The organism is Rickettsiella endosymbiont of Miltochrista miniata (genome assembly GCF_964031245.1).
In the GTDB taxonomy this organism is placed as follows: domain Bacteria; phylum Pseudomonadota; class Gammaproteobacteria; order Diplorickettsiales; family Diplorickettsiaceae; genus Aquirickettsiella.
This window is the reverse complement of record NZ_OZ035017.1, coordinates 583893-599232: the sequence shown is the minus strand read 5'-3', so window position 1 is coordinate 599232 and position 15340 is coordinate 583893. Positions and strand designations below refer to the sequence as shown.

At 40.2% G+C, this 15340-nt stretch carries 13 protein-coding genes; 10 read left to right on the top strand and 3 right to left on the bottom strand.

Going from position 1 to position 15340, the window contains the following annotated elements:
* Positions 1–4 precede the first annotated feature (4 nt).
* Positions 5–1045 (bottom strand): rod shape-determining protein, encoded by a 1041-nt coding sequence (locus AAHH40_RS02735; RefSeq protein WP_342220587.1) that lies wholly within the window; start codon positions 1043–1045, stop codon positions 5–7.
* 192 nt (positions 1046–1237) lie between these two features.
* Between AAHH40_RS02735 and gatC the strand changes: the two genes are divergently transcribed.
* The 8 genes from gatC (at position 1238) to AAHH40_RS02695 (ending at position 9677) form a co-directional block, all read left to right on the top strand.
* Entirely contained in the window at positions 1238–1525 is a 288-nt protein-coding gene (gene gatC, locus AAHH40_RS02730) for an Asp-tRNA(Asn)/Glu-tRNA(Gln) amidotransferase subunit GatC (RefSeq protein WP_342220586.1), read from the top strand.
* Between the two features lie 17 nt (positions 1526–1542).
* Positions 1543–3000: an Asp-tRNA(Asn)/Glu-tRNA(Gln) amidotransferase subunit GatA gene (gene gatA / locus AAHH40_RS02725; protein WP_342220585.1), complete on the top strand. Its 1458-nt coding sequence runs from the start codon at positions 1543–1545 to the stop codon at positions 2998–3000.
* Positions 2997–4493 carry an Asp-tRNA(Asn)/Glu-tRNA(Gln) amidotransferase subunit GatB gene (gatB, locus tag AAHH40_RS02720; protein WP_342220584.1) on the top strand — a complete coding sequence of 499 codons (1497 nt, stop codon included), beginning with the start codon at positions 2997–2999 and terminating at the stop codon, positions 4491–4493. Before gatA ends, gatB begins: the two co-directional genes overlap by 4 nt.
* A 131-nt stretch (positions 4494–4624) precedes the next feature.
* Positions 4625–5953 (top strand): tRNA (N6-isopentenyl adenosine(37)-C2)-methylthiotransferase MiaB, encoded by a 1329-nt coding sequence (gene miaB, locus AAHH40_RS02715; protein WP_342220583.1) that lies wholly within the window; start codon positions 4625–4627, stop codon positions 5951–5953.
* Positions 5950–6930: a PhoH family protein gene (locus AAHH40_RS02710; protein ID WP_342220582.1), complete on the top strand. Its 981-nt coding sequence runs from the start codon at positions 5950–5952 to the stop codon at positions 6928–6930. The genes miaB and AAHH40_RS02710 overlap by 4 nt, the downstream gene beginning before the upstream one ends.
* Positions 6896–7369 carry an rRNA maturation RNase YbeY gene (gene ybeY / locus AAHH40_RS02705; RefSeq protein WP_342220581.1) on the top strand — a complete coding sequence of 158 codons (474 nt, stop codon included), beginning with the start codon at positions 6896–6898 and terminating at the stop codon, positions 7367–7369. Before AAHH40_RS02710 ends, ybeY begins: the two co-directional genes overlap by 35 nt.
* The gene (locus tag AAHH40_RS02700; RefSeq protein WP_342220580.1) at positions 7350–8207 is read left to right on the top strand and encodes an HlyC/CorC family transporter; all 858 of its coding nucleotides are present in this window, start codon (positions 7350–7352) and stop codon (positions 8205–8207) included. The genes ybeY and AAHH40_RS02700 overlap by 20 nt, the downstream gene beginning before the upstream one ends.
* Before the next feature lie 24 nt (positions 8208–8231).
* On the top strand, positions 8232–9677 hold the full coding sequence (locus AAHH40_RS02695; RefSeq protein WP_342220579.1) for an NAD-dependent succinate-semialdehyde dehydrogenase: 1446 nt from the start codon (positions 8232–8234) through the stop codon (positions 9675–9677).
* A 7-nt stretch (positions 9678–9684) separates the two neighbouring features.
* On the opposite strand, the gene AAHH40_RS02690 is transcribed toward AAHH40_RS02695, so the two are convergent.
* Both AAHH40_RS02690 and dut read right to left on the bottom strand, forming a co-directional pair.
* Positions 9685–10605, bottom strand: coding sequence for a hypothetical protein (locus AAHH40_RS02690; protein ID WP_342220578.1), 921 nt, complete (start codon positions 10603–10605; stop codon positions 9685–9687).
* A 130-nt stretch (positions 10606–10735) separates the two neighbouring features.
* Entirely contained in the window at positions 10736–11191 is a 456-nt protein-coding gene (gene dut / locus AAHH40_RS02685) for a dUTP diphosphatase (RefSeq protein ID WP_342220577.1), read from the bottom strand.
* A gap of 171 nt (positions 11192–11362) precedes the next feature.
* On the opposite strand from dut, the gene AAHH40_RS02680 reads away from it, so the two are divergent.
* Both AAHH40_RS02680 and smc read left to right on the top strand, forming a co-directional pair.
* A complete protein-coding gene (locus tag AAHH40_RS02680; RefSeq protein WP_342220576.1) occupies positions 11363–11602 on the top strand; it encodes a glycine zipper 2TM domain-containing protein in 240 nt (79 codons plus the stop codon).
* 167 nt (positions 11603–11769) lie between these two features.
* Positions 11770–15303, top strand: a complete 3534-nt coding sequence (smc, locus tag AAHH40_RS02675; protein WP_342220575.1) for a chromosome segregation protein SMC — start codon at positions 11770–11772, stop codon at positions 15301–15303.
* Positions 15304–15340: the final 37 nt, after the last annotated feature.

Genomic DNA, 15340 nt, shown 5'->3' with positions numbered 1-15340 from the left:
CCTGCTAATCTTTGACTAAGAAATCTCCACCCATTTCATCGATAATCTCGAGTGCGCGACCACCACCCCGAGCGACGCAGGTTAATGGATCTTCTGCGACGACGACAGGCATACCGGTTTCTTCGGTAATTAACCGATCTAAATTTCTTAGTAATGCACCACCGCCGGTTAAAACCATGCCTCTTTCCGAAATATCTGCGGCTAATTCAGGTGGCGTTTGTTCTAAGCCGGTGCGAATAGCTCCAATAATATTGGACAAAGGTTCTTGTAAAGCTTCTAAAATTTCGTTGCTATTCAAAACAAAGGCTCTGGGAACACCTTCTGAAATATTACGACCACGTACTTCAATTTCACGCACTTCAGACAAAGCAAAAGCCGTGCCAATTTCATGCTTAATCCGTTCTGCAGTAGGTTCGCCAATTAAGCTTCCGTAACTACGTCGAACATAATTAACGATAGCCTCATCAAATCGGTCACCACCAATACGCACTGATTGAGAGTAAACCACACCACCTAAAGAAATGACGGCAACTTCAGTGGTTCCACCACCAATATCCACCACTAATGATCCTCGCGCTTCGTCAACAGGCATGCCGGCACCAATAGCCGCCGCCATAGGTTCTTCAATTAGATAAACTTCTCTAGCACCGGCGCCTAAAGCCGATTCACGAATAGCTCGACGCTCTACCTGTGTGGATCCACAGGGCACGCAAACCAGAATTCGAGGAGCTGGACGTAAAAAACGATTTTGATGTACTTTACTAATAAAATGCTGCAACATTTTCTCAGTCACATAAAAATCAGCGATTACACCATCTTTTAAGGGACGTATCGCACTAATATTACCCGGGGTACGTCCAAGCATGCGCTTAGCTTCCCAGCCTACGGCGAGTACACGACGTTGATTGCCCTCTTCTAAACGAATAGCGACTACGGACGGTTCATTGAGAACAATTCCTTCGCCACGAACATAAATTAATGAATTTGCCGTGCCTAAATCTATGGAAATGTCTTTAGAAAATAAACCGCGGAATTTGCTTAGCATAAAGTTGACCACCTACGTCTGAACGTTTACCTACACAATATAGTGTGTGCCTACGCACTTTAGCAAATCTAGAAGATTTTATGCAAGCAACCTATTAAGATTAGGAGATACACTCAAAGATTCGCAAATCTAAGCGCAATAGGTATACTATCGAGCTTTTTACAGTACTTTAGATTTGGAGTTTTGCTCACGATGGTGATTACGCTTGAAGACGTTAATAAAATTGCTGATTTAGCTAGAATACAAATCAATCCTGAAGAAGCCACTCAGCATCTAAAAAGCCTACAAGGCATTTTTAAGCTAGCCACTCAGATGGATGCGGTAGATACCCACTCAGTACAACCCGTCGCTCACCCTTTTGGCATCATACAACGCCTACGTGATGATAAAATCACTGAGATTGTTCATAGGAAAGATTTTCAGCAACTCACTGAGCATACTGAAGCAGGCCTTTACTGTGTCCCCCTTGTTTTAGAATAACGTTGAGATTAACAAATATGCATAACTATACGCTCACTGAGCTATCTATTGCGCTACGAGCAAAAAAAGTATCGAGTACAGAATTAACGCGACATTTTTTAGCGCGCATCGATAAATTTGATAAAACCTTAAATAGTTTCATCACAGTCACGACCACACTAGCGTTAGAACAAGCCAAGCAGGCCGATTTACAACACCAAAATGGCAGCGCTGGACCCTTGACCGGTATTCCTTTTGCACATAAAGATATTTTTTGCACAGCTGGCATTAAAACCAGTTGTGCTTCTAAAATGTTAGATAATTTTATTGCTCCCTATGACGCCACACTGGTCAGTCGTCTTAATCAGGCGGGGACGGTGCTATTGGGTAAAACTAACATGGATGAATTTGCCATGGGCTCATCCAATGAAAACAGTTTTTATGGCTCAGTAAAAAACCCTTGGGATATCGCACGTGTACCGGGCGGATCTTCCGGTGGTTCTAGTGCTGCTGTGGCCGCCCGATTAACGCCTGCTGCAACAGGTACAGACACCGGGGGTTCCATAAGACAGCCCGCAGCATTATGCAATCTTACCGGGCTTAAACCCACTTATGGTCGTGTTTCGCGCTATGGGCTGATTGCTTTTGCCTCCAGCTTAGATCAAGCCGGTCCAATGACACAAACTGCTGAAGATGCTGCGCTCTTAATGAATGTCATGGCAGGTTTTGATGAGAAAGATTCTACGAGTATCGATCAACCCGTTCCCAACTATCTGTTAACACTGAATGATTCACTCAAGGGTCTAAAAATTGGATTACCTAAAGAATATTTTTCCGAAGATCTTGACCCTAAAGTAGCAGCAACTATCCAAGCGGCGATTAAGCTTTATGAAAAATTAGGCGCAAAAGTGAGTAGCGTCAGTTTACCCAACTGTCATTTAGTTATTCCGCTTTATTATATTATTGCATCAGCCGAATGTTCTTCGAATCTTGCTCGCTATGATGGCGTGCGTTATGGTTATCGTTGTAATAATCCTACTGATTTAAAAGATTTATACGAAAGAACTCGCGGCGAAGGATTTGGTAATGAAGTAAAACGTCGACTATTGATGGGCACGTATGTTTTATCCGCCGGTTCTTATGATGCGTATTACGCTAAAGCACAAAAAATTCGCGCCCTATTAATCGAAGAATTTACAGAGGCATTTAAACAGGTTGATATTTTACTAGGACCGACGACGCCGACTACCGCATTCAAGCTAGGTGAAAAAATCAATGACCCGGTAAGCATGTATTTATCGGATATTTACACTATCGCTATTAATTTAGCAGGTCTACCCGCTATTTCAATTCCAGCGGGATTTGTTGATGGACTTCCCTTAGGGATGCAACTGATTGGTCGTCCTTTTACTGAAGCAAAATTACTGAATGCCGCACATCGTTATCAACAAGCTACCGATTGGCATAAAAAAATACCGGAGAATTTCAATCTATGACCTCGGCTGTACACCAAAAATCGTCACAAAATAGCAAGCTCGAGTCATCCGAAAAACCTGCTAACGCCTGGGAATCTGTTATCGGACTTGAAGTGCATGTTCAATTATCAACACTATCAAAGCTTTTTTCAGGTGCAGCTACCGCCTATGGCGCCGAGCCCAACACACAAGCGTGTGCGATAGACTTGGCTTTACCTGGCGTATTACCGGTTTTAAATGCAAAAGCCGTCAATATGGCAATCAAATTTGGTTTAAGTATCGAAGCAGATATCCCCCATTATTCAATCTTCGCACGCAAAAATTATTTTTATCCCGATCTACCTAAAGGCTATCAAATTAGTCAACATGAACATCCTATCGTTGGGCGCGGGCACTTAACCATTAGCTTAGAAAATGGAGAACAAAAAAATATTAATATTACGCGCGCCCATTTAGAAGAAGATGCTGGGAAATCCTTGCATGAAGGATTCGAAAATATGAGTGGCATCGATCTGAATCGTGCCGGAACTCCATTGTTAGAAATTGTTTCAGAACCCGATTTAAGATCGCCCAAAGAAGCGGTCATCTATCTTAAAACCTTGCATACACTGGTTCGTTATTTGGATATCTCAGATGGTAATTTGCAAGAAGGTTCATTTCGCTGTGATGCCAATGTCTCTGTACGTAGAGTCAATGAAACACAATTAGGAAAACGCGTTGAAATTAAAAATTTAAACTCGTTTCGTTTTATAGAAAAAGCCATTCAATATGAAATTGAGCGCCAAATTGCAGTTTTAGAAGACGGTGGCAGCATCACTCAAGAAACCCGTTTATATGATACCGATAAACAAGAAACTCGCCCCATGCGTAGTAAAGAGGACGCTAAGGATTATCGCTATTTCACTGACCCCGATTTATGTCCTGTCCTCATCGATGCCGATTTTGTTGAAAACATTTATCAAAGCTTACCTGAGTTACCAGAAAAAAAATTGGCTCGCTTTCAAACAGAATATAAGCTGAGTGCTTACGATGCGAGTTTATTAACCACAGCACGCGAATTGGCTGACTATTTTGAAGATGTCGTCAAAGCCAAGGTTCCAGCTAAATTAGCAGTTAACTGGATTATGGGCGAACTTGCTGCTGCGCTAAATAAATCCAATTTAACCATTTTTGAATCTCCTATCAGCGCCCAACGACTCGCCGGCTTACTGCAACGAATTGCTGATAATACTATTTCTAGCAACATCGCTAAGGATGTATTTGAAGCATTATGGATAAGCCAAAAAACCAGTGATGAAATTATTCAAGAAAAAAATTTACAACAAGTCACCGATCAAACTGCCATCTTGAAACTTATTGATGAGATTTTGGTAAAACACCCTGAACAATTAGCGGATTATAAAGCAGGAAAAGATAAATTATTTGGGTTTTTTGTCGGCCAAGTCATGAAAGCTTCGGGTGGAAAAATAAATCCACAGCAATTAAATACTTTATTAAAAGAAAAACTCAAATGAGCCCGTCATGGCGAGCGAATGCAATGAGCGTGGCCATCTAGTGGATTGCCGCGCGCTACGCGCTCGCAATGACGAAAAATTCTTTACTACAGGCTAAAACAAAAAATTAGCTGTTTTTTTAAATGAAATTTATGTTACAAAAACTCTATATCGAAACGCATGGTTGCCAAATGAATGAGTATGATTCGGCAAGCATGTATAATCTTCTCTCTCACTCACATCGGTTAGTCTTGACTCAAGATCCCAACGAAGCGGATGTTATTGTTTTAAATACCTGTTCAATTCGGGAAAGAGCACAAGAAAAGGTTTTTTCCGAGCTCGGACAATGGCGTAAAATTAAAGCCTTGCGATCACACCTGATCATCGCTGTGGGTGGCTGCGTTGCGAGTCAAGAAGGTGCTGGAATTATCCAGCGTGTCCCTTATGTAGATATCGTATTTGGTCCTCAGACTTTGCATCGACTTCCTGATATGATCAACCAAGTCTTAGAAAAAAAACAACCTGTAGTTGACATCTCTTTTCCAGAAATCGAAAAATTTGATCATTTACCGGCCCCACGAGCCGAAGGTCCACGCGCGTTTGTATCCATCATGGAAGGATGCAACAAATATTGCAGTTTTTGTGTGGTTCCTTACACCCGAGGTGAGGAAATTAGCCGCCCTTTAGATGATGTGCTCGCAGAAGTTGTGCAATTGGCTGAACTAGGTGTCCGTGAGATTACCTTATTAGGACAAAATGTTAACGATTATCAAGGTCCTCGCCATGAAGGTGGCACAGCCGACTTAGCAGACTTAATCCGCTATATCGCTGCGATAGACGATATTTTACGCATCCGATTTACTACTTCCCACCCCTTGGCATTTTCAGAGCGTTTGATTCAAGCATACGCCGATGTGCCAAAATTGGCCGATCATTTACATTTACCGGTGCAAAGTGGCTCAGATCGCGTGTTGGCAGCGATGAAGCGTGGTTACACGGTGCTAGAATTTAAGTCTAAAATTCGTAAATTGCGTAAAGTCCGACCAGACATTGCCATTTCTTCAGATTTTATTATTGGTTTTCCTGGCGAAACGGATGCTGACTTCCAAGCCACACTTAATTTAGTAGAATCCATAGGTTTTGATAATTCGTTTAGTTTTATTTATAGTCGTCGCCCGGGCACACCAGCAGCCGAGCTTTCTGACGATGTAACGCTTGTTGTAAAAAAACAACGTTTACAGATCCTACAAAATCTCCTAGTATTTCAAGGACAGGCCCTAAGTAAAAACATGTGTGGTAATGTTCACCGGATCTTGGTTGAGGGTCCTTCAAAGAAAAATCAAGATGAACTACAAGGCCGTACAGAAAATAACCGTGTGGTTAACTTCAGAGGCCAAGCGCGTTTAATAGGGCAATTAGTTCCTGTTACTATTACTGAGGCATTAAGAAACTCTTTACGAGGAGAATTAATAGTAAATTGAATACTCAAGCTTATACTTTCCAACTTATTCCCGAAGATAATCATCGTTTAGCGAATCTTTGTGGTCCTTTTGATCAGCATTTACGTCAAATCGAACAAAAGCTCAACGTTAGCATTTATAACCGAGGTCATGACTTTCAAATTAATGGTCCTAACCCTGCTGTCGAAGTCGCTGCCAAGGTATTACACCACCTTTATGCAGAAACTGGCACAAAAAAAACCACTTTGACTGCTAATACCATTCATTTAGTGTTACAAACCGCGCAAACTGATCCCAACATGACATTAGAGCCGCCTCAAACTCCAGGTATAATGATCCAAACCAAACGCGGACCCATCAAACCCTATAGTCCTAATCAAGCGATATATATCGATAGAATTTTAAATCACGATATTAATTTTGGTTTAGGCCCAGCTGGAACGGGTAAAACTTATTTGGCCGTCGCTTGCGCTGTATCCGCACTAGAAAAGGAACAAATTAGTCGTGTCGTACTCGTTAGACCCGCGGTTGAAGCGGGTGAAAAATTAGGTTTTTTACCCGGTGATTTTTCACAAAAACTCGACCCGTATTTTCGACCACTTTATGATGCACTGAATGATATGCTCGGTTTTGAGTTAGTTATGCAACTCGTCGAACAACACATTATTGAAGTCGTTCCTTTAGCTTATATGCGCGGACGTACATTAAATGATGCCTTTATTATTTTGGATGAAGCACAAAATACCACGAAAGAACAAATGAAAATGTTTTTAACGCGTATTGGTTTTAATTCCAAAGTCGTTGTGAGTGGTGATACCACACAAACCGATTTACCACGAGGTCTAGAATCAGGTCTGTGCCATTGTTTAAATATTTTAAAAAATATAAAAGGTATTAGCTTTACCGAATTTCAAATGCAAGATATTGTTAGGCATACTTTGGTACAAGCAATATTACAAGCCTATGCGCAAAACGAAAACCAAAGAAAAGCGCATTAAAATTACTATACAATCCCTTGCTAGTAACACTTTTATTCCTAGCCGTTATTTCCTACAGCGATGGGTAAACAAGGCTTTGGTTAAGCACGTTGGAAGTAACGAAGTAAACATACGACTCGTTAGCAAAAAAGAAAGTGCTAAGCTTAATAGCACTTATCGACATAAAAATGGTCCTACTAATATTTTATCCTTTCCTTTTGAGCCGCCACCTGAGGTTTCCTCACCACTTTTAGGCGATTTAGTCATATGTGCCGCACTCGTTAATCAACAAGCGAAACAACAAACCAAAACCCGTCTAGCCCATTGGGCACATCTGGTTATTCATGGCTGTTTACACTTGGTAGGTTATGATCATATTCATGATAAAGATGCCATCAAAATGGAAACACTAGAAATTCAATTATTAAAGGACTTAGGTTATGAAAACCCCTACATCTGACAATAAAATTAAGCTCAAAAAAAATCGTCAACCCTGGTTAACGCGTGTTCATCAAGCTTTCAAACAAGGACCAAAAAATAGAAAACAACTCATTGAGTTATTGCATTATGCGCAACAACGCAATTTACTCAATGCACAAGCGCTCAAAATGCTCGAAGGCGTATTACAAATCTCTGATATACATGTCAGGGATATTATGGTGCCTCATGCCAAAATTACGGTTCTTTCTGAAAAAGCACAGTTGGCTGAATTGCTACCGTTGGTAATCGAATCGGGTCATTCGCGTTTCCCCGTCATTAATGATGAACGACGGGTTATTGGTTTATTACTGGCTAAAGATTTACTCAGATATAATCCTTTAGCCCACCAAGACAGCTTTGATATCCACGATATCCTTCGACCGGTAGTGTTTATCCCAGAAAGTAAACGACTAGACAGTTTACTCGAAGAATTTCAGCACAAACATTATCACATGGCTATTGTCGTAGACGAATACGGTTCGGTATCAGGTCTGGTGACTATTGAAGATGTTTTAGAAGAAATTGTTGGTGAAATTGAAGATGAATATGATGCCAATGACGAAGTTTTTATACAGGAACAAAACCCCAATCAATTTATTGTCAAAGCCATGATGCCCATCGAGGATTTTAATGACTTTTTTCATTCTCATTTGGCAACCGATCAATTTGATACCATAGGTGGCGTGATCGCGAATCGTTTTGGTTATTTACCCAAACGCGGCGCCAGTACGACTATTCATCCTTTTCGATTTAAAGTTTTACGTGCCGATAATCGTCTTATTCGTTTATTACAAGTCAATATTGAAAAAACTGCTTAGCCGAAATATTTGTGGGGTCTCAAGATGCAATTAAATAATGCTTCATTGTTTCAGCAAAATTGTTATATCGATGGAAAATGGATCGCTGCAAAAAAAAAGATTAATGTTAACAATCCTGCTAGCGAAGAAACCATTGGAACGGTTCCTGATTTGGAAACAACCCACATACTCCATGCTATCAATGCAGCAGAAGCAGCCTGGCCGATGTGGCGATCAAAAACCGCCGCAGAACGTGGCGAATTACTAACCCGTTGGTACACGCTAATTTTAGATAACATCAATGACTTAGCCTTATTACTCACATTAGAACAAGGTAAACCACTCAAAGAAGCCATGGAAGAAATTCGTTATGGCGCTTCTTTTATTCAATGGTTTGCCGAAGAAGGTAAACGCGTATACGGTGACATCATTCCAGCCCCCTTAGTAAAACAGCATTTGTTTGTCAGCAAACAATCGGTGGGTGTAGTAGGCGCGATCACTCCCTGGAATTTTCCCAATGCCATGATCACACGTAAATGTGCACCGGCTTTAGCCGCCGGCTGCACCATTATACTTAAACCTTCGGTATTAACGCCTTTTTCTGCCTTGGCATTAGCTGTACTCGCGGAAAAAGCCGGAATACCCGCCGGTGTCTTTAATATAGTCACCGGTGATTCTGAATTGATCGGCAATATTTTTACTGACAGTCCTTTAATTCGCAAACTTTCTTTCACTGGTTCTACCGCAGTGGGTAGATTATTAATGCAGAAAGCGGCCAATTCAATAAAAAAAATATCCTTAGAGTTAGGCGGTAATGCACCGTTTATTGTTTTCGATGATGCCGATATCGATAAAGCCATCCTGGGAGCTATTGCATCTAAATTCCGCAATAGCGGACAAACCTGTATTTGTACCAATCGCTTTTATATTCATGAAAAAATCTATGCAACTTTTACAAAAAAATTAGCTCACGCCATCCAACAATTAAAAGTGGGTAATGGTTTAGAAGATAATGTTCAGATAGGTCCCTTGATCAATCAGTCCGCCATTAAGAAAGTGGAAAAACATATCGCCGATGCGCTGGAACAAGGCGCTGAGCTGGTGTGTGGAGGAAAAATACATGCTTTAGGTGGAAGTTTTTTCCAACCGACTCTATTAAAAAATTGCTCAGCTACTATGTTAATCGCAAAAGAAGAAACCTTTGGACCTGTCGCAGCACTATTTAAGTTTTCTGAAGAAAAAGAAGCCATTCATTTAGCAAATGACACTGAGTTTGGACTGGCCGCCTATTTCTATGCACAAAATGTGAATCGGATTATCCATGTCGCTCAGCAACTCGACTATGGGATTGTCGGCATCAACACCGGACGCGCTTCGAATGAAGTCGCGCCTTTCGGTGGTTTCAAACAATCCGGCATAGGTCGCGAAGGCTCAAAATATGGTATCGAAGACTATTTAGAAATTAAATATATCTGTTTAAACACGGATTAAATAAAAATTATCGTGTTCTAGACATATTATGACTAGCTACTATATCGGGTAGTCTTTTAGTATGTTCTGGTTTTACAATAATTTTTTCTTTAAATATTCCTCGATCTACCAATTTTGTATCTATATTAGGGCCAATAGGTCTTAACAATTTTTTAACAGACTCTTTTTGATAGGGTTTAAAATAGTTTAACAGATCGATATAAGATTCCTTGGATAACTGACCATTCTGTCGGTGAAAACCATCTATCCGATCCCTTATCATAGGGAAATTCAAGAATTTAATCGCATCATTTGGTGGAAAAAGTTCAATAATATTTTTAAATTCTTCTATGTTCAAAGAGGCGATGATGGCTTGATAACCATATTCCTGAACATTTCTTTTAAAAAAATTTAACCTTAATTCAGGACATTTCTGTATCAAAGATAATCTTAACTGTGCTAGCGATAATTTTCCGTTAGTAACCTTGGCCTGTGATTGCTTACTACTTGGTCTAGACTTTGTATGGTGTATACATGCAGCATTAATAACACCTTTAGTTTCTTTTTGTATTAAAGGTGAAATGAGTTTCTCTTCATTTTTTTTAGCAAGAAAAATTCCACCAAAATTTTTTTTTGCGAATGGTAATAAATTATTAAAAGCGGGATCCTGAGATAAACAAACGCTCAGTTCTTTTATTTCTGATTCAGATAACGAAGACAGTTTAATATCAAAATGTTTTACTAAAAGTTTAAAAGCATTAAAACGATCGAGCTTGGGAAACAAAAATAGAATCGCTTTTAATTGATTAGGAAGCAGTTGACACTTTTCTAATTTTTTTTCATCAATTAATTCAGGAAGTTTTCCAATGAGACCAGACGAATGCAATTTCAATTCTTTTAAATTATTCAATAAACCGGGTGTAATTTTATTATTTGTTATAGCTGTCATAATTTTATTATTATTTAAAAAGGTTGCGCATAGTCTATCAGAAAAATTTTACTGTTCTGCATACAAAATTATTCCAGAAAAAAAACTCATATTATATCTATTAAATTATCAATTCTAATGATAAATGTTCTTATTGCACGCCAGAATGTCCAAAACCCCCTGCACCGCGTTCGGTTTCTACAAATTCCGGAACCAGTTCAAATTGCGTTCGAACCACAGGTACAAATACCAGCTGCGCAATTCTATCTCCGGGTTGGATAGCAAATTCACTATGGCCGCGATTCCAACATGAAATAAATAGCTCACCCTGATAATCAGAATCGATTAGACCAATGAGATTTCCAAGTACAATGCCATGCTTATGGCCCAGACCAGAGCGTGGCAAAATCACAGCCGCTAAATTTGGCTGCGCAATATGAATGGCCAAACCGGTTGAAATTAACTCGGTCTGATTGGGTAATAATTGTATGGCTTGCTTGCTACAAGCGCGTAAATCAAGTCCCGCCGATCCATCGGTCGCATAGCTCGGCAACGGAAACTCTTCTCCTAATCGGGAGTCCAAAATTTTTAGCTGGATGTTTTGCATTATGATGATGCCCTATTGGAAATGGATTTACATTATAACGCAGTCTAATTGTATATTTTTTAAACGATTTTAGCGTTCATAACTGGTATAAACCCCCCCTGCTGCCTATACTTTTAGTAAGAACGACAGATAAATAGTCCAAAAATTATTTCATTTTCCATGGGGTATAATATGAAAAAATTTAATTCATTCGTCCTAATAGGCGTTTTATTAGTAGGCCTAACCGCCTGTGACTCGATGACACCCGACCAAAGACGCGTCGCTGGTGGCTTAGGTGGCGCTGCGGTGGGCGGTCTTTTAGGTAACACGATTGGTGGTGGTTCAGGTAGAACCATAGCTACGATAGCCGGCGCCGGATTAGGTGCTGTCGCAGGAAGCAGCCTTGCAGGTAGCTCAGGCAACCGCTACTAGAATAAGTTCGCATTCGGATAGCCTAGATATACGCTCTCGATAAAAGAGCGTGTATTTAGGCTTTTTTATTTACTCCATTCATACAACATAAACTCGCACCTTGACGTTATGGGTATATTCCCGATAAATGCTATACTTTTGCCTATCAAACCGATATTAATACACCTATGCGTCTAGAAAGTATCAAATTAGCTGGATTCAAGTCCTTTGTTGACCCCACCACGGTGGCTTTTCCGAGTAATCTTACCGCTATTGTAGGACCGAACGGTTGTGGAAAATCGAATATTATCGATGCCATACGCTGGGTTATGGGCGAAAGTTCTGCGAAACAATTACGTGGCCAATCACTGGATGATGTGATATTCAATGGCTGCCATACCCGTAAACCGCTGGGAAAAGCGGCTATTGAGCTGAATTTTGATAACTCCGATGCCAGCCTAGGAGGTCAATATAGTAGCTACACGCAAATTTCGATACGGCGTGAAATCACACGAGAAGGCCAATCGATCTACTCTCTTAATGGAACGCGCTGTCGAAGACGAGATATACGCGATATTTTCTTAGGTACAGGCCTGGGTCCGCGCAGTTATGCCATTATCGAACAAGGTATGATTTCTCGCATAGTAGAAGCTAAACCCGAAGAGCTTCGTGCCTATATTGAAGAAGCAGCCGGTATCTCAAAATATAAAGAACGACGTCGTGAAACTGAATTACGCTTAGAACATACACAGGAAAATTTAAATCGTTTAAACGACTTAAGAGAAGAACTCAGTAAGCAGCTTAAGCATTTACAGCGTCAAGCTAATGCAGCAGAACGCTATAAAACGCTTAAGCAAGAAGAACGTCTGCTAAAAGCTCAACTACAGACTTTACGTTATCAAACATTTCAGGAACAACTACACTCCCAGTTAGAAGAAATACAATCTGTTGAAGAACAACTACACACATCTCAACTTGAACAACAGCATTTATCGGCGCAGGTAGTAGCCGATCGTGCCGAGCAAAGCCAAGCAAGGTTAAATTTTGATAACATTCAGGCAGACTATTATGAACTAGGCAACAACATAACACGTTTGGAAGAAAATTTACGCACGCAAACAACACAACTTCAGCAAAATCAACTCGAACTAGCCGATTTAACAAAAAAGAAATCGGTTCTTGAACAACAATGCCAAGCTAGCGAAGTGAATCAGGTTCGGATTAAGCAAACGCTTACTGAACTCCAGCAAAAACAAACTGAGCTTCAAGTGAGCACTGAACAAAGTCAGGCTTTGTTAAAAGAAGCTGAAAAAAATTATGCCGAATGGCAAACAAAATGGGAAAAAAACCAAACTTCTTTTGCTGAATTAAAACAACAACAGCATAGTGCAGCAACACAACACCATTATCATCAACAACAATCACAAACATTTAACCTACGTATCGAACGTTTACAGCGGGATCATGATGAACAAGCTAAAATTTTAATTCCTCAGGATGAACAACCTGAAGATTTAAGCGAAGTTTTAGCACGGGTTGAAGAAAAACAAACACTATGTAAAACGCAACGTGAACAAATAACCCAACAAATTGTTGCACAACGTTCACGTTTACAACAACTCACTAAAGAATTAGATCAATTAAAAAGTCGCCTGCAAATCACTCAAGGCGAATATGCTTCGCTAATGGCCTTGCAACAAGAAGCTTTAGGTAAACGCGAACATACACTGTTGCAATGGTTTAAAAAACATAATTTAACCGAACAACCTCGATTGGCTCAACTATTGCAAGTTGAAACCGGCTGGGAGCGTGCTGTAGAAGTTGCTTTAAATCAACACATCCAAGCCGTATGTTTTACTGACCGTGATTCATTAGACGATTTTTTAAATAACCCACCACCGAATACCGTCAGCTTAATGACAAAATCGATGCCGTGTGAACATTTTGCAACGACCTTTCAGAATCAGTTAGCGCTTGCGCCTATTAGTAGTAAATTTACCGCCCCCTGGCCACTTGAGCACTTATTAGCAGGAATTTATGTGGCAGAGAACATGGCTGAAGCCATGGAACATACCAAGCAATTGAAAAGTTATGAATCTATCATCACCCGCGAAGGAATTTGCTTAGGTAATCATTGGATACACCTAACCGCCGGACATGATCATAAAGCAGGCTTGTTGCAACGAGAACGTGAAATCGCTCAGCTACAAAAAGCCCAACTAGACATTCAAGAACAGCTTGATAATAAGCAAAGTGATTATCAGTGCGCGCAAAAGCAATTAAAAGAACTGGAAGATACGCAAGCGCTACAACAAAAGGACTATGCTGAATTAATCGCTCAACAAGCAGATTTAAGTGCGCGACAAAAAGTACAACAAGCGCGAATATCGCAAGCTAAACACCGTCTGCAAGTGATACAACAAGAACTGCAAGAAACCAGACAACACTATAAAATAACACTAGAAAAATTACAGCAAACCTGCGAAGAGCAAAAAATAGCGGCTACGCAATTGCAGCAAATGGAGAAACAGCGACTCACCTACTTGCAAGATAAGGAAATACTACAAAATCAACGCAATGAATCTATGCGTATCACTAAAGCTAATGAAGCAGAACTTCATCAACATGAGTTGCGCTTACAAGCAACCCATCATCAGCTAACTACCGAGCTTGCCACTTTATCCAACGTAAAACAGCAACAGTTGCAATTAGAACAACGTCTGAGTCAGTTATATAAAATGCTCGACGTTGCTGAAAACCCAATAAGTTCACTCCAGGAACAACTCAATCTACAACGCAGTAAGAAAGATAAACTTGGCCTACAACTTAAAGACAGCCAAACACAATTAGAAACCATCGATAAAAGAATTAAACACACCGAAGACCAATTACAAACACTGGAAACCAATCTTAATTTAGATCGAGATGGCTTAGAGCAACAACGTTTACACTCACAAGAATTACGTATACGAGCTAAAACCTTAGAAGAGCAATTACAAGAACAAGGTTATGCACTGGAAACACTTTTATCAGAAATTCCCTCTGCACAGATGGATATTGCTGAATGTGAAACACAATTGACACAATTAACTCAACGTATCGAACAAATAGGCGCGGTAAATCTCGCTGCTTTAGAAGAGCAACAAACCGTTTCAGAGCGTGAAAAATACTTAGCAGATCAATATAAAGATTTAACCGCTGCCTTAGAAATGTTACAGACAGCCATTCAGAAAATGGATAAAGAAACGCGCCACCGTTTTAAAGAAACCTTCGATAAGGTCAATCAGAATTTTACTCATTTATTTCCTAGGCTATTTTCAGGCGGTGTCGCTTCATTACAACTCCAAGATCCCGATTTACTGAGTAGTGGTATCTGCATCATGGCGCAACCACCCGGAAAACGAAATAGCACCATACACCTGCTTTCAGGAGGAGAAAAGGCCTTGACCGCAACGGCCTTAGTTTTTTCTTTTTTCCAATTAAATCCCGCGCCTTTTTGCATGTTAGATGAAGTTGACGCACCCTTAGATGATACCAATGTTCTGAGATTTTGTAAGTTAGTGAAAGAAATGTCGAATGAAGTACAATTTATTTTTATTAGTCACAACAAAGTAGCCATTGAAATGGCACATCACTTAGCAGGAGTGACTATGCATGAGCCCGGCGTATCGCGGATGGTCGCAGTTGACCTAGAAAAAGCCATAGCCATTGCTACTGCTTAAGCCTACAATGAGTCAGGTACTTTAGATGATACGATGG